The following is a 14,601-nucleotide window of genomic DNA, read 5'->3' on the forward strand; positions in this document are numbered from 1 at the left end:
GTCTCTTTATCAGGGCCTAGACTCCCGTGCGTACAGATCGTCGAACGCAGGGTTCACCTGGGTCACGTGAGTCACGAGGTCAGGGAGTGAGGGACGGACGTGCGGACGGACGTGCGTGATTCGACCGTCGTAGTCGCGACGGAGTACTTCCAGTCCTACTCGGTCGTCGGGTTGCTCGCCGTGGTCGGCGTACTGTTCGTCGCCGTCGCGTTCGGAGCCGGCCGTCTGCTGCGGCCCGTGGTCCCCACCCCCGAGAAGCTCCTGACGTACGAGTGCGGAGTCGACCCCGTCGGCGAGGGCTGGGCCCACACCCAGGTCCGCTACTACGTCTACGCCTTCCTGTACGTCATCTTCGCCGTCGACTCGATCTTCCTCTTCCCCTGGGCAACGGTCTTCGCCGCCGACGGCTACGGCGCGACGACCCTCGTCGAGATGTTCATCTTCCTCGGCTTCCTGGCCGTGGGCCTGCTGTACGCATACAAGAAGGGCGTCCTGGCATGGACGTGACGCCAGAAGCGACTCCAGCGACTCCTCCGGAGCCCGTGCTGCTTCCGGAGCCGAAACGGCTGGGCGCCCTCGCCCGCCTGGCCCCCGAGCCCATGAAGGTCGTCCTCAACTGGGGCCGCCGCTACTCGCTCTGGGTCTTCAACTTCGGCCTCGCCTGCTGCGCGATCGAGTTCATCGCGGCCTCCATGGCCCGCCACGACTTCATCCGCCTCGGCGTCATCCCCTTCGCGCCCGGCCCGCGCCAGGCCGACCTGATGGTGGTGTCGGGCACGGTCACGGACAAGATGGCGCCGGCCGTGAAGCGCCTGTACGAGCAGATGCCCGAGCCGAAGTACGTCATCTCCTTCGGCGCCTGCAGCAACTGCGGCGGCCCGTACTGGGACTCCTACTCCGTGACGAAGGGCGTCGACCAGATCATCCCGGTCGACGTCTACGTCCCCGGCTGCCCGCCCCGCCCGGAAGCCCTGCTCCAGGGAATCCTGAAACTCCAGGAGAAGATCGCCCGGGAGTCCCTGGCGGAGCGGTACGGCAGCGGCTCCGGCGCGACCCGCCCGTCGGCGGCCGCCCTCCAGAGCGACCTGGTGCGGCCCCCGGCCGAGGCCGGGACCGCGTCGCCGATCGCGGGGGAGGAGCGATGACGTCCGTCGGCTGGCTGCCGGCCCCCGCCGAGGAACTCTTCGGCCCGAACGCCACGGCCGAGGAGTCCTACGACATCCTCACGGTCGACGTACCTCCCACCTCCTGGACCGACGCCCTGCGCATCGCCCGCGACGACCTGTCCTGCACCTACTTCGACTGGCTGAGCGCGGTCGACGAACCGGGCACGGGTTTCCGCGTCTCGGCCCATGTCGTGGCCCTGTCGCCGGTCCGCCGTCTTCTCGTACGTACGACAGTCCCGCACGAATCCCCGGTACTCCCTTCTCTCGTCGACGTGTACGCGGGCGCGGCCTGGCACGAGCGCGAGACCCACGAGATGTTCGGCGTGCGTTTCGAGGGCCACCCGGCCCTGGACCACCTCCTCCTCCCGGAGAACTTCGAAGGCCACCCCCTCCGCAAGGACTTCGTCCTCGCCGCCCGCGTAGTCAAGGCCTGGCCCGGCGCCAAGGAACCGGGCGAGTCGGAACACGGCGCCCCCAAACGCCGCCAAATGCTCCCCCCAGGCGTCCCCGACCCGAACGAATGGGGACCCCAAAAGGGCCAACTTCCCCCGGCCCCGGCCCGCCCAGCCCGAGGCCCGGCCCGCGCGGCCGGCGATCGTCCCGCCCGCACACCCGGCGAGCGTCCGGTGCGTGCGGCCGGCGAGCGTCCGGTGCGCCGCGCCCGCACGGCTTCGGAGGGCTCGGCCAGCCAGACGGCGGGTACGCCGGCAACAGAGGGGACGGCGGGGGAGGGTTCGTTGGGTCCGGCCTCGGGAGGGGAGGGTTCGGGGAACTCGGTCGTGGGACGGGAAGGTGTGGTGAACCCGGCCGCGGTGACGGAGGGTTCGGTGGACCAGGCTCCGGTGACAGAGGTCCGGGTGACGGAGACCTCGGCGACGGATGCCCCGGCGACGGAGGCCGCAGTCACCGACACCTCGGCGTCGGAGGCCCTGGTGGCCGAGACCCCGGCGACGGAAGCCCCGGCGACGGAGGAGACCAGCAGCCCCAAGCCGCCGACGGCCCCCCGCAGCGCGGACGCCCCCTGGCACCACGCCCGGCCCGCCTTCGACGAACCCGAGCCGAAGTCCGCCGAGCCGACCCCGGCGTCGCGCCATGCGGAGCAACCGCCGACGGAGACCACGCCGACACCAGCCCCGTCGCCGAAGGCCACCCCGGCCCCGACACCGTCGACCGACGCCGAATCCCCTACCGAGGAGCCGGCTACCGAAGAACCGGCCACCGAGGAACCCGACTCCGAGGGGCCGACCGCCGAGGGCCGGAACACTGAGGTCCAGGGCATCGAGAACGGGACGGCTCCCGAGAACCCGACCGTCGACGACCGGGTTCCAGCAGACCGGAGCCCCAAAGCCCCGGCCACCGAGGCGCCGGCCACCGAAGCCCCGGCCCCCGACTCCTCACCCCCCGAGCCCCCCAAGCCTTCCAAACCCCGCACCCCCGACGACCCTCCAGGAGGCCCGCAGTGAACGACGCGCTCGACGTCACCCTGCGACTCCTGATCGTCTTCGTCGTCTTCCTCACCTTCCCCCTGATCGTCGGTCAGACCGAGCACAAGGTGATGGCCCACATGCAGGGCCGCCTCGGCCCGATGTACGCCGGCGGCTTCCACGGCTGGGCCCAACTCGTCGCGGACGGCGTGAAGTTCGCGCAGAAGGAGGACGTGGTCCCGGCCGGCGCGGACCGACGTATCTTCCAACTCGCCCCCGCCGTAGCCCTCCTCCCGTACCTCCTCGTCCTTCTCGCCATCCCGATCGGCCCGGGCGAGGGCGCGGTCGGGGAGGTCGTCGATGCCGGCATCTTCTTCGTGCTCGCCGTCATGGGCGTGGGCGTCCTCGGCTCCCTCATGGCCGGCTGGGCGTCGGCCAACAAGTTCTCCCTCCTCGGCGGCCTCCGCACGGCCGCCCAACTCCTTGCCTACGAACTCCCGATGCTGCTCACCGCCGCCTCCGTCGCCATGGCGGCCGGCACGGTCTCCCTCCCCGGCATCGTCGCCGCCTTCGAGTGGTGGTGGCTGCCCTGGCAGATCGTCGGCGCAATCGTCTTCTTCGTAGCCGGCCTCGCCGAGTTGCAACGCCCTCCCTTCGACATGCCCGTCGCCGACTCGGAGATCATCTTCGGCGCGTACACCGAATACACCGGCCTCCGCTTCGCTCTGTTCCTCCTCGCGGAGTACGCCGGAATCGTCGTCCTGTGCGGCCTGACCACCGTCCTCTTCCTGGGCGGCTGGCACGGCCCCTGGGGTGCTGACGGCCTCGGCTGGGTCTGGACCCTGCTGAAGACGGCCGTACTCGCCTTCGTTGTGATCTGGCTGCGCGTCACCTACCCCCGTCTGCGTGAGGACCAGCTCCAGAAGCTCGCCTGGACCCTCCTTGTCCCCCTTTCTCTCGCCCAGATCGCGCTCACCGGCATCGTGAAGGTGGTGTTCCTCTGATGGCCTCGATCCCCGGTGCGGGCCTCGCCAAGGGCCTGGCCGTCACCCTCCGCACGATGACGAAGAAGACCGTCACCGCTCAGTACCCGGACACCCAGCCCGACCTACCGCCCCGCACCCGAGGCGTCATCGGCCTGTTCGAGGAGAACTGCACGGTCTGCATGCTGTGCGCCCGCGAGTGCCCGGACTGGTGCATCTACATCGACTCCCACAAGGAGACGGTCCCGCCCGCCGCCCCCGGTGGCCGCGAGCGCAGCCGCAACGTCCTCGACCGCTTCGCCATCGACTTCGCCCTGTGCATGTACTGCGGTATCTGCATCGAGGTCTGTCCTTTCGACGCCCTGTTCTGGTCCCCGGAGTTCGAGTACGCGGAGACCGACATCCACGAACTCACCCACGAGCGCGACAAACTCCGCGAGTGGATGTGGACGGTCCCGGCCCCGCCCGCCCTCGACCCCGCCGCCGAGGAACCCAAGGAGCTCGCCGCCGCCCGCAAGACCGCCGAGAAGCTGGCGGCCGCGCTGGCCGAGCCGACCGAGTCGACCGAGCCACAGGAGGGACAGTCGTGACCCTCGCCGCAGCAACCGTGACCGCCACCGCCCCGCACGGCTTCCTCTCCCCGACCGGTGTCGAGATCGCCTTCCTCCTCGTCGGCCTGGTCACCTTCGGCGCCGCACTCGTCACCGTCACCACCAAGCAGCTGGTGCACGCCGCTCTGTGGCTCGTGGTGGCCCTCGGCGGCATCGCCGTCGAATACCTCCTGCTCACGGCCGAGTTCATCGCCTGGGTGCAAGTCCTCATCTACGTCGGTTCCGTCGTCGTCCTCCTTCTCTTCGGTCTGATGCTCACCAAGGCCCCCATCGGCCGTTCCCCGGACGCCGACTCCGGCAACCGCTGGGCCGCCCTCACCGTGGCCGTCGCCGCCGCGGCCGCCCTGGTGTGGGTCGTCGTCGATGCCTTCCGCGCCACCTGGATCGACCTGGACGGTCCGGCCGCCGGCTCCACCGAGGCCACCGGCGCGAGCCTCTTCCAGAACTGGGTCCTCCCCTTCGAAGCCCTCTCCGTCCTCCTCCTCGCCGCGCTGGTCGGGGCGATCGTCCTGTCCCGCAAGGCGAAGGCGGAGTCAAGCTCTCCCCCTGTGAACTCCCGAGCCGTGACCGGCAGTTCCCCATCTGTCCCGGATTCCCGGAATCACCCGATCGAGCGAAACAAGCCGGTCGAGCGAAACAAGCCGGTCGAGGGAACCAACCCGGTCGAGCAGGAAGGCGCCCGCTGATGCACCTCGCCTATCCCGCCGTGCTCTCCGCCCTTCTCTTCTGCACGGGCCTGTACGGAGTCCTCGCCCGCCGCAACGCGATCCTCGTCCTGATGTCCGTCGAGCTGATGCTCAACGCCGTCAATCTGAACCTCGTCGCTTTCGACGTCTGGCTCAGCAAGGCCGCCGCGGAGACCCTGCACTCCGGCCAGGCCCTGACCCTGTTCACCATCGCCATCGCCGCCGCCGAGATCGGCATCGGCCTGGCGATCGTCCTCGCCGTCCACCGCAACCGCGGCACCGCGGACATCGACAAGCTCCGCGACACCGCCGAGGGCCACGAATCCGAGGGCCACGAATCCGACGGCCCGGCAGCCGGCGCGGCCGAGAAGGCTGAGGCCACCGCGTGACCACGACCACCCTCGCCGTCCTCGTCCCCCTTCTCCCGTTCCTGGGAGCCGCGGCCGGCCTACTGCTCGGCCGCACGGCCCCCGGCTTCGTCCGCCCGCTCGCCGTCCTGCCGACGCTCGCGGCCCTCGCCCTCGCCGCGGTCGTCGCCGTACGCCAGAGCGGCGACCAGGCCATCGACGCCGCCACCGAGCTCACGCCCACCGGCTCGATCCCCATCGAACTCGCCCTGCACATCGACGGCTACGCCGCCCTCGTCGCCGTCCTCGTCGGCCTCGTCGCCACCTGCGTGCAGCTCTACTCGACCGGCTACCTGCGCGACGACCCGCGCTACCCCTCGTACGCCGCCCTCGTCTCCCTCTTCACCTCCGCGATGCTCCTGGTCGTCTACTCAGGCGACCTGATCGTGCTGCTGGTCGGCTGGGAAATCATGGGCATCTGCTCCTACTTCCTGGTCGGCCACTACTGGGAGACCCCCGAGGCACGCGCCGCCTCCATCAAGGCCTTCCTGGTCACCAAGCTCGGCGATGTCCCCTTCCTCATCGGCTTGTTCGCCCTTGCCACCGACGCGGGGTCCTTCCGCATCACGAAGGTCCTCGGTTCCGTCGCGACCGGCGGCATCGACCACCCGACGCTGATCGCCCTGCTGCTCCTGGCCGGCGTGGCGGGCAAGTCGGCGCAGTTCCCGCTGCACACCTGGCTCCCCGACGCGATGGCGGGCCCCACGCCCGTCTCCGCGCTGATCCACGCCGCGACGATGGTCGCCGCCGGTGTCTACTTCGTCGCCCGTCTCCTCCCGGTCTTCGAGGCCTCCTCGGCCGCGATGGTCGTCCTCGCCGTCATGGCCGCCGTCACGATGGCCGGCTCGGCGCTCGCCGCACTCGCCCAGGACGACATCAAGCGCGTCCTCGCCTACTCGACGATCGGCCAACTCGGCTACATGACCGGCGCCCTCGCCGTCGGCGACCGTGGCGCCGCCGTCTTCCACCTCCTGTCCCACGGCGCCTTCAAGGCGCTGCTGTTCCTCGCGGCCGGCGTGATCATCCACGCCGCCGGCACCAACTCGTTGGCCGCCATGTCCCGCATGGGCAACCTGCGCGCCCGCGTCCCCGACGCCTACTGGACGATGACCGTGGCGCTCCTCGCGCTCGCCGCGATCCCGCCGTTCAGCGGCTTCTTCTCCAAGGAGTCCGTCCTCGGCGCCGCCGAACACGTCGCCACCGGCCACGCCGACGGCATCCCCGGCGCAGCGGGCTGGATCGTCCTCATCGCAGGCCTGCTCACGGCGCTGCTCACCGCCGCGTACGCGATGCGCCTGTGGCTGCTCGCCTTCCGGGGCCGGGGCGCCGAGGCCCCCGATCACGGCAGGCAGCCGGTGGTCATGAACGCCGTGCTGTGGGTGCTCGCCGTGCCCTCCCTCGCACTCGGCGCTCTCGCCTACGGCGCGCTCCCCGACTGGTTCGACGACCGCGACCTCGCCCCGACGCTGACCACCTCCGTCCTCGGCACGGGCGTGGCCCTGGTCGGCGGCATCCTCACCTACGGAGCCTGGCGGCACACCACCGAGCTCGCGGCCCGCGTGCCCCTGGGCGCGGTCGCCGCTCACCCCGAAGGCGACGCCGGACTGGTCGAGGCGGAGGCCATCGCCAGTCACGCCCCCGCATACGGCGATGTGGCCTCGGCGCCCGACCCGGCGGACCCGGGCCGCCTCCTGCTCGGCCCGCTGCACCGCCACGCGGCCGTCGGCTTCCACCTCGACGCCGTGTACGCGGCGCTGTTCGTCCGGCCGGTCCAGGCCGGCGCGAGCCTCGTCCGGTTCCTCGACCGCGAGGTCGTCGACACCTACGTACGCGGCGCCGGCGCCGCACCCCGCCTGCTGGGTGCCCTCGTACGGCGGGCCCAGACCGGCAATCTGCAGACCTATGTGAGCGCGCTGCTCGCCGGCACCGTCGTCCTGACGGTCGCCGTCGTCCTCGTCGCCACGGGAGCGTGAGCAGGCGTGATCGATATCAACGAGTCCGTGATGCAGTTCCTTCTGGCATTCATCGTCGTCGGCCCGCTCCTCGGCGCCGCCGCCGCTCTCCTGCCTGCCCCGCCCGGGCTGAAGGGGAAGTCGCCCGAGCAGGCGGTGCTCCGCCACGGCGTGACCGTCACCGGTGCCGTGCTCATCGCCGCGATCGTCCTGGCGCTCGGCTTCGACCACGACCACCCGTCGAAGATGCAGGCCAGCACGGACATCAGCTGGATCCCCGCACTCGACGTGCGCATCCACCTCGGCATCGACGGCATCTCCCTCCCCCTTCTGGTCCTGACCGCGCTCCTGACCTTCCTCTGCGCGCTCTACTCCTACTTCAAGATGCCTGCGGGCCCGTCCCCGAAGGCCTTCGTCGCACTGCTGCTCGTCCTTGAGGCCGGCACCCTCGCCACCTTCGCCGTCCTCGACCTGCTTCTCTTCTTCCTCGCCTTCGAGATGGTCCTCATCCCGATGTACTTCCTCATCGCCCGCTGGGGCGGTGAGCAACGGACCCAGGCCGCCTGGAAGTTCATCCTCTTCACGCTGCTCGGTTCCGTGGTCATGCTGCTCGGCCTGCTCCTGATCGGAATCAAGGCGGGCACATTCGACATGGTGGCACTCGCCACTGACAACGGCCGGTCGCTGACCACATCCGTGCAGGTCATCGCCGTTCTGGCGATCGGAATCGGGCTCGCGGTCAAGACGCCGATGTGGCCGCTGCACAGCTGGCTGCCCGACGCCCACACCGCAGCACCGACCGTCGGCTCGGTCCTGCTGGCCGGCGTCCTGCTGAAGATGGGCACCTACGGGTTCGTCCGCATTCTCCTGCCGATCACGCCCGACGGGATGCGGACCTTCGCGCCGTATCTCGCAGCCTTCGCCGTCGTCGGAATCATCTACGGATCCCTGGCCTGCCTGGCCCTCGCCAAGGAAGGCGCGAAGGGCGACCTCAAGCGCCTGATCGCCTACTCCTCCGTCGGCCACATGGGTTTCGTCCTGCTCGGCATCGCCACGATGACCCCGACCGGCGTGAACGGCGCGCTCTTCGCCAACATCGCCCACGGCCTCATCACCGGCCTCCTCTTCTTCCTGGTAGGCGCGCTGAAGGACCGCACGGGCACGACCGACCTCGACGCCCTCGCCGACAAGACCGGCGCCGCGCTCTACGGCAAGGCCCCCCGCCTCGGCGGCCTGGTCGCCTTCGCCGCCGTCGCCTCACTCGGCCTGCCGGGCCTGGCCGGGTTCTGGGGCGAGATGCTCGCGCTGTTCGGCGCGTTCAAGCCCGCCCCCGACCTCAGCCGCCCCGCGTTCCTCACTTTCATGACGATCGCCGCGTTCGGCACCCTCCTCACCGCCGCGTACATGCTCGTCGTGGTCCGCCGCGTCTGCATGGGCGCCGCCCAGCACGAAGGACCGAAACTCGCCGACATCCAGACGTACGAGTTCGCGGCCTGGACCCCGCTCGTCGCCCTTACCGTCGTCGCAGGGCTGTGGCCGAAGGCCCTTCTCGGCCTGACCGACCCGGCCGTGCAGCAGCTCCTCGCAGGAGGCCCCCGATGAGCTCCCTGGCCCAGACCGCGGCGGAGCCCCTGGCCCAGTCCGTGGTCCAGTCCGTCGACTGGCTCGCCATCGCGCCGCCCACCATCGCGGCGGTCGTCGGACTCGTCGTCCTGGTGGCCGACCTGTTCGTCGGCGACGCCAAGAAGCCGCTGCTCGGCTGGGCCTCGGTCGCCGGCCTTGCCGTATCCGCCCTGACGCTGCTGCCTCTCCTGGACGCCGACCGCTCCACGTTCTGCCTGACCGGCGAGGCGAACGTCTGCAGCTACACCGCCGACCGCTTCACCCTCGTCATCCAGTTCCTGGTCCTCGGCGGAGCCCTTCTCGCGGCCATCCTCTCGGTCACCGCCATGAAGGACGCCAACAAGGGACTCCCCGAAGGGGAGTTCTGGTTCCTGCTGCTCTCCTCCGCCGCGGGCGCCGCCCTCCTGCCCGCCTCCCGCGACCTCGCGACCCTCGTCGTCGCACTGGAAGTCGCCTCCCTGCCCGCCTTCGCACTCGTCGGCATCCGGCACGGCGACCGGAAGTCCTCAGAAGCGGCCCTGAAGTTCTTCCTGTCATCCGTGACGGCGACCGCGGTCAGTCTGATGGGCATCAGCTTCGTGTACGCCTCCACGGGCACCCTGTACCTCGCCCAGGTCGCCGACCGGATCCAGCACGTCGACGGACAACTCCACACGCTCGCCCAGACCGGCGTCGTCCTCACCCTCATCGGCTTCGCCTTCAAGACGGCCGCCGTCCCCTTCCACTTCTGGGTCCCCGACACCTACGTGGGAGCGCCCCTCCCGGTCGCCGCCTACCTGTCGGTCGTCGGCAAGGCGGTCGGCTTCTCCGGCCTGATCCTGGTGACGGTCGTCGCCTTCCCGTCGTACGCCGATGTCTGGGGCCCGGCACTGGCAGTGCTGGCTGCCCTCACCATGACCGTCGGCAACGTCGGAGCCCTGCGCCAGCAAGCCACGCGCGCGTACAGCGCGGTACGGCTGCTCGCCTGGTCGTCCGTCGGCCAGGCCGGCTACCTCCTGGTGCCGATCGCGGCCGCCGGCTACTCCGAGGACGCCGAGAAGTCGATCGGCTCCACCGTCGCGTACGCCCTCATGTACGCCGCCGTGAACCTCGGCGCCTTCGCGGTGGCCGCACTGGTGGGCCGTACGAGCTCCCTCAACCGCATCACCGACTACCGCGGCCTGTACGCGACCAACCCCCTGGCCGCCCTCCTCCTGGCCTTCTTCCTGCTCTGCCTCGCCGGACTCCCGCCCGGCATCATCGGCCTCTTCGCGAAGGTCACCGTCTTCTCCGCGGCCGTCGACGCGGGCCTGGGCTGGCTCGCGGTGGTCATGGCCGTCAACGTCGTGATCGCGCTCTTCTACTACCTCCAGTGGACGGCCCTACTGTTCCGCGCCCCCGAGGGCGAGCCCGCGAAGCACCGGGTCCCGGCCCCCCTCACGGCCGCGATCGCCCTCACCGGCGTCCTCAGCATCGCCCTGTCCGGAGCACCCCAGCTGGTCCTGCGCTTCGCCGACACCGGCCTGTTCTGAGCCCGCCTGCCGCTTCCCTCACGCGCGCGTGAGCCGTAGATCCCTCACGCGCGCGTGCAGGCCAGCACCCCCGTCACCCGGACGGCCCACCCGGGCGCCCGCACGCACAAGGGAACTAGTGGCTCTCGCCTGGCGTTGACCAGTACGGGAGGGTCCACTGGACGTGACACCACGGCACCAGTGGCATGACAGATCAGCAAGCAAAGGGTTCCCCTGCTGCACGACTTGGAGGGCGTACCGTGCACCGCCGGCACAACGGGCTCAGGACCGCAGTACTCCTCGGGGGACTGTCCGCACTCATCATCGTCATCGGCAGCTTCTTCGGCCGCATGGGGCTCGTCGTCGCTGTCCTGATCGCGCTGGGCACCAACGCGTACGCGTACTGGAACAGCGACAAGCTGGCGCTACGCGCGATGCGCGCCCGCCCGGTCAGCGAATTCGAGGCCCCGGCGCTGTATCGCATAGTCCGCGAGCTCTCCACACAGGCCCGCCAGCCCATGCCGCGTCTGTACATCTCCCCGACGGAAGCGCCCAACGCGTTCGCGACGGGCCGCAACCCGCGCAACGCCGCCGTGTGCTGCACCGAAGGCATCCTGCGGATCCTGGACGAGCGTGAGCTGCGCGGCGTCATCGGCCACGAGCTGAGCCACGTCTACAACCGCGACATCCTGATCTCGTCGGTGGCCGGCGCCCTCGCCTCCGTGATCATGTTCCTGGTCAACTTCGCGTGGCTGATCCCGATCGGCCGGTCGAACGACGACGACGGCCCGGGCATCCTGGGCATGCTGATGATCATGATCCTCGGGCCGCTCGCGGCCTCCCTCATCCAACTGGCCATCAGCCGCTCCAGGGAGTACGAGGCCGACGCGTCCGGCGCCCAACTCACCGGCGACCCGCTCGCCCTCGCCAGCGCCCTGCGCAAACTCGAAGCGGGCACCAAGCAACTCCCGCTGCCCCCCGAGCCCCGTATCGAGACCGCGAGCCACATGATGATCGCGAACCCCTTCCGCCCGGGGCAGGGACTCTCCAAGATGTTCTCGACACACCCGCCGATGGCGGAGCGGATCGCCCGGCTCGAGAAGATGGCAGGTCGCCACCAGTGAAAACCATTCTGAACGTCATCTGGCTCGTCATCAGCGGCTTCTGGCTGTTCCTCGGATACATGCTGGCGGGCGCGCTGCTCTGCATCACGATCATCGGCATTCCGTTTGGCATTGCCGCATTTCGTATCGGCGTATACGCCCTGTGGCCATTCGGGTACACGACCGTCGAGCGCCGTGACGCGGGCGCCCCCTCCTGCGTCGGCAACGTCCTGTGGCTGGTCCTCGCGGGCTGGTGGCTGGCCCTCGCGCACATCGTCACCGGCATCGCCCTGTGCATCACGATCATCGGCATCCCGTTCGGCATCGCAAACTTTAAGCTGATCCCGATCTCGCTGCTCCCGCTGGGCCGCGAAATCGTGCCTACGGACCAGCCGTTCGCCTCGCGCTGACGGAGGCTTCGGGGGGTGGCGGCGCCAAAGTACGTCCTGCTGGCGTACGACGGAGAGGCCGAGTCCAACGGCGACGGAGGGCGAATTGCGGGCCTGGATCCCCTCCGCGCGCGGCCCGGGCCTCGTCGACCTCACGCTCGACCCGTGGTCGGAGAGACCCCCGCTCGCGGCCCGCGGGGTATGGAACCTGTGGGAGGACGGCCGCCCCTGCGAACCCAACCGCTGGGCCGGGTGCGACGCCGAGGGTCGCCAGTTCTGGCTCCACACAGCCAGGGAGAACCACGTCTACGGCCAGCAGGACCAACCGCCGGGCACCGTCTTCCATCTCGACGGCCGGCACATCACCGACAAGCCCGGCTTCTTCTGCGCCATCGGCGAGGCCGTGAACGGACCGGGCGGCTACTTCGGCTGGGCCTTGGACGCCCTGCGGGACTGCCTCTGCGGGCACTGGGGCGCCGCCCCGCCGTTCACCCTGATCTGGCACGACGCCGAGGTAGCCCGTACCTGCCTCGGCGCCACCCCGCAGACCGACCACCGCCCGCCCGTCTTCGAGGAACTGCTAGCCGTCCTCACCGAGAAGGGCGTCGACGTCCGCCTCGCGTGACGGGTTGTCCACAGCCCGTCGGTTGTCCACAGGCCGGCCCGAGTGTCAGTGCCGACCTGCATGATGAATCCATGACCGAGATCGAGCAGTTGCTGACACGGGTGGAGGCCAAGGCCCACAACACCCGTCCATGGGGCTGGCCTTCACTTCCCGAGCCCGTGGACACCGCCACGCTGGCCGTCGCCGAGGCCACTCTGGGCTTCCGCCTGGCCCCGTTGCTCGCCGAGCTCTACCTCCGCATAGGGGACGGCGGATTCGGTCCGGAGTACGGCCTGTTGCCCCTGCTCGACAGCCCGCCCGCCGGCGAGCCCGCCGCTGTCCGCCAGTACCTCGCCAACCGCGAGAGCGGCCGCCGGGACCCCGAGTGGCCCTGGCCCGAAGGCGTCCTGCCGATATCCCACTGGGGCTGCGCCATGTACGCGTGCGTGGACTGCCTCGCCCCGGAGCCCACCGTCCTGCTCTTCGAGCCGAACGCCGACGACGCCGACCACGCCTGGCTGGTGGACGCGCCCTGTCTCAAGGACTGGCTGAGCGCATGGGTCGACGGCAGAGGCTGGTACGAGGAGATGAACGAGGAACTGGAGATGGCCCCTTGGGCCGACTTCCGGATACGCACGGCCCAGGCGGACGCGCCGTAGCCATAACGGTGGCCGCAACCGTGGCGTCCCGCATGCGCCACCCTCTCGGTTCCCGATGAACATCCCACGAAGGCCCCGCCAACCAGCCGGAGCCGGCGGGCGATCTCACGACGCCCCGCGACGCCCCAGCACCCACCGCCGTACGCCATACGCGACCACGCCAACCGCCAGCACACCCGCGCCCACGACGACCGAAACCCCCGGCAGCGCGAAGGCCAGCGTCACGCACCCGACAAGACCCACCGCCGGCACCACCCGCGTCGCCGGAGCCGAACCGAGCGTCCAGGCCGACGCGTTGGCCACCGCGTAGTACGCCAGCACACCGAAGGAGGAGAAGCCGATAGCGCCCCGCACGTCCACCGTCGCGGCGAGCGCGACGACCACCGCGCCCACGGCCAGCTCCGCCCGGTGCGGCACCTGGAAGCGCGGATGGACGGCGGCCAGCGCCCCGGGCAGATGCCGGTCCCGGGCCATGGCCAACGTCGTCCGCGAGACGCCGAGGATCAGCGCGAGCAGTGAACCGAGCGCGGCCACGGCGGCACCGACCCGCACCACGGGCACCAACCCCGGCACGCCCGCGGCTCGCACCGCGTCGGCCAGCGGCGCACCGGCGAGCCCGAGACCACCCGACCCCAGAACGGAAAGGACAGCCACCGCCACACACACGTACACCGCCAGCGCGATGCCCAGAGCCAACGGGATCGCCCGGGGGATGGTGCGCGCGGGATCCCGTACCTCCTCACCGAGGGTCGCGATCCGCGCATAGCCGGCGAACGCGAAGAACAGCAGCCCGGCCGCCTGCAGTACACCGCCCACCCCGCCCGAGGTCCCGACGTCCAGCCGCCCGGCGTCGGACTCCCCGGACCCGAGACATACGACGACCACGGAAGCGAGGACCGCCAGCACCACCGCCACGATCGCCCGCGTCAGCCAGGCCGACTTCTGGACGCCGCCGTAGTTCACCGCGGTCAGCGCGACCACGGCCGCGACCGCCACCGCGTGCGCCTGCTCCGGCCAGACGTACGCCCCCACCGTCAGCGCCATCGCCGCACAGGAGGCCGTTTTACCGACGACGAACGACCAGCCCGCGAGATAACCCCAGAACGCGCCGAGCCGCTCGCGCCCGTAGACATACGTGCCGCCCGAAGCCGGATACAGGGCGGCCAGCCGTGCCGACGACGTGGCGTTGCAGTAGGCGACCACGGCGGCGACCGCGAGCCCGAGCAGCAGTCCAGACCCGGCCGCGCGTGCCGCGGGTGCCAGGGCGGCGAAGATCCCTGCCCCGACCATCGAACCGAGCCCGATGACCACCGCGTCCCCGACCCCGAGAGTGCGCCGCAGTTCAGAACCGGACTGTGTCATGAGGCGCACCCTACTGATCAGTGCAACCGCAGGGCGCAGCCGTGACGTCCTTCTTCACGACACGCCATGACACGGCACGGCACGGCACTAAGACGCGTAGGACAGCGACCGACGAGCAACAACCGCACAGCCTGCCCGGACA

Annotated in this window: 15 protein-coding genes; 14 read left to right on the forward strand and 1 reads right to left on the reverse strand. The window is 70.4% G+C overall.

What is annotated here, in order from left to right; genetic code table 11:
- Positions 1-99: 99 nt before the first annotated feature.
- From AC5DRG_RS31580 to AC5DRG_RS31645, 14 genes are all read left to right on the forward strand, one after another.
- Positions 100-507 carry an NADH-quinone oxidoreductase subunit A gene (locus tag AC5DRG_RS31580; RefSeq protein ID WP_491802877.1) on the forward strand — a complete coding sequence of 136 codons (408 nt, stop codon included), beginning with the start codon at positions 100-102 and terminating at the stop codon, positions 505-507.
- The gene (locus tag AC5DRG_RS31585; RefSeq protein ID WP_491802878.1) at positions 498-1,145 is read left to right on the forward strand and encodes an NADH-quinone oxidoreductase subunit B; all 648 of its coding nucleotides are present in this window, start codon (positions 498-500) and stop codon (positions 1,143-1,145) included. Before AC5DRG_RS31580 ends, AC5DRG_RS31585 begins: the two co-directional genes overlap by 10 nt.
- On the forward strand, positions 1,142-2,629 hold the full coding sequence (locus tag AC5DRG_RS31590) for an NADH-quinone oxidoreductase subunit C (RefSeq protein ID WP_491802879.1): 1,488 nt from the start codon (positions 1,142-1,144) through the stop codon (positions 2,627-2,629). The genes AC5DRG_RS31585 and AC5DRG_RS31590 overlap by 4 nt, the downstream gene beginning before the upstream one ends.
- Positions 2,626-3,594, forward strand: coding sequence for a complex I subunit 1/NuoH family protein (locus tag AC5DRG_RS31595; protein ID WP_491802880.1), 969 nt, complete (start codon positions 2,626-2,628; stop codon positions 3,592-3,594). The genes AC5DRG_RS31590 and AC5DRG_RS31595 overlap by 4 nt, the downstream gene beginning before the upstream one ends.
- Complete coding sequence (locus AC5DRG_RS31600; protein ID WP_491802881.1) at positions 3,594-4,163, forward strand: NuoI/complex I 23 kDa subunit family protein; 570 nt, start codon at positions 3,594-3,596, stop codon at positions 4,161-4,163. The genes AC5DRG_RS31595 and AC5DRG_RS31600 overlap by 1 nt, the downstream gene beginning before the upstream one ends.
- Positions 4,160-4,870, forward strand: a complete 711-nt coding sequence (locus AC5DRG_RS31605; RefSeq protein WP_491802882.1) for an NADH-quinone oxidoreductase subunit J family protein — start codon at positions 4,160-4,162, stop codon at positions 4,868-4,870. Before AC5DRG_RS31600 ends, AC5DRG_RS31605 begins: the two co-directional genes overlap by 4 nt.
- The gene (gene nuoK / locus AC5DRG_RS31610; protein WP_491802883.1) at positions 4,870-5,259 is read left to right on the forward strand and encodes an NADH-quinone oxidoreductase subunit NuoK; all 390 of its coding nucleotides are present in this window, start codon (positions 4,870-4,872) and stop codon (positions 5,257-5,259) included. The genes AC5DRG_RS31605 and nuoK overlap by 1 nt, the downstream gene beginning before the upstream one ends.
- Positions 5,256-7,250 carry an NADH-quinone oxidoreductase subunit 5 family protein gene (locus AC5DRG_RS31615; RefSeq protein ID WP_491802884.1) on the forward strand — a complete coding sequence of 665 codons (1,995 nt, stop codon included), beginning with the start codon at positions 5,256-5,258 and terminating at the stop codon, positions 7,248-7,250. Before nuoK ends, AC5DRG_RS31615 begins: the two co-directional genes overlap by 4 nt.
- A 6-nt stretch (positions 7,251-7,256) precedes the next feature.
- Positions 7,257-8,831, forward strand: a complete 1,575-nt coding sequence (locus AC5DRG_RS31620; RefSeq protein ID WP_491802885.1) for an NADH-quinone oxidoreductase subunit M — start codon at positions 7,257-7,259, stop codon at positions 8,829-8,831.
- Positions 8,828-10,363: an NADH-quinone oxidoreductase subunit N gene (locus tag AC5DRG_RS31625; RefSeq protein WP_491802886.1), complete on the forward strand. Its 1,536-nt coding sequence runs from the start codon at positions 8,828-8,830 to the stop codon at positions 10,361-10,363. Before AC5DRG_RS31620 ends, AC5DRG_RS31625 begins: the two co-directional genes overlap by 4 nt.
- Positions 10,364-10,602: 239 nt before the next feature.
- Positions 10,603-11,466, forward strand: coding sequence for a zinc metalloprotease HtpX (gene htpX, locus AC5DRG_RS31630; protein ID WP_491802887.1), 864 nt, complete (start codon positions 10,603-10,605; stop codon positions 11,464-11,466).
- The gene (locus AC5DRG_RS31635; protein ID WP_491802889.1) at positions 11,463-11,855 is read left to right on the forward strand and encodes a YccF domain-containing protein; all 393 of its coding nucleotides are present in this window, start codon (positions 11,463-11,465) and stop codon (positions 11,853-11,855) included. Before htpX ends, AC5DRG_RS31635 begins: the two co-directional genes overlap by 4 nt.
- Before the next feature lie 85 nt (positions 11,856-11,940).
- Positions 11,941-12,459: a barstar family protein gene (locus AC5DRG_RS31640; protein ID WP_491802890.1), complete on the forward strand. Its 519-nt coding sequence runs from the start codon at positions 11,941-11,943 to the stop codon at positions 12,457-12,459.
- Between the two features lie 71 nt (positions 12,460-12,530).
- A complete protein-coding gene (locus AC5DRG_RS31645; RefSeq protein WP_491802891.1) occupies positions 12,531-13,097 on the forward strand; it encodes an SMI1/KNR4 family protein in 567 nt (188 codons plus the stop codon).
- A gap of 105 nt (positions 13,098-13,202) precedes the next feature.
- Here AC5DRG_RS31645 and AC5DRG_RS31650 read toward each other — a convergent pair whose 3' ends face one another.
- Entirely contained in the window at positions 13,203-14,459 is a 1,257-nt protein-coding gene (locus AC5DRG_RS31650; protein WP_491802892.1) for an APC family permease, read from the reverse strand.
- Between the last annotated feature and the right edge of the window lie 142 nt (positions 14,460-14,601).

Source organism: Streptomyces sp. JLBG701, assembly GCF_058544905.1.

What these genes read in the sequence shown, in the direction of transcription:
- AC5DRG_RS31585 (WP_491802878.1), top strand. Translation starts at nt 498, where the DNA reads ATGGACGTGACGCCAGAAGCGACTCCAGCGACTCCTCCGGAGCCCGTG.
- AC5DRG_RS31590 (WP_491802879.1), top strand. Translation starts at nt 1,142, where the DNA reads ATGACGTCCGTCGGCTGGCTGCCGGCCCCCGCCGAGGAACTCTTCGGC.
- AC5DRG_RS31600 (WP_491802881.1), top strand. Translation starts at nt 3,594, where the DNA reads ATGGCCTCGATCCCCGGTGCGGGCCTCGCCAAGGGCCTGGCCGTCACC.
- nuoK (WP_491802883.1), top strand. Translation starts at nt 4,870, where the DNA reads ATGCACCTCGCCTATCCCGCCGTGCTCTCCGCCCTTCTCTTCTGCACG.
- AC5DRG_RS31625 (WP_491802886.1), top strand. Translation starts at nt 8,828, where the DNA reads ATGAGCTCCCTGGCCCAGACCGCGGCGGAGCCCCTGGCCCAGTCCGTG.
- AC5DRG_RS31645 (WP_491802891.1), top strand. Translation starts at nt 12,531, where the DNA reads ATGACCGAGATCGAGCAGTTGCTGACACGGGTGGAGGCCAAGGCCCAC.
- AC5DRG_RS31650 (WP_491802892.1), bottom strand. Translation starts at nt 14,459, where the DNA reads ATGACACAGTCCGGTTCTGAACTGCGGCGCACTCTCGGGGTCGGGGAC.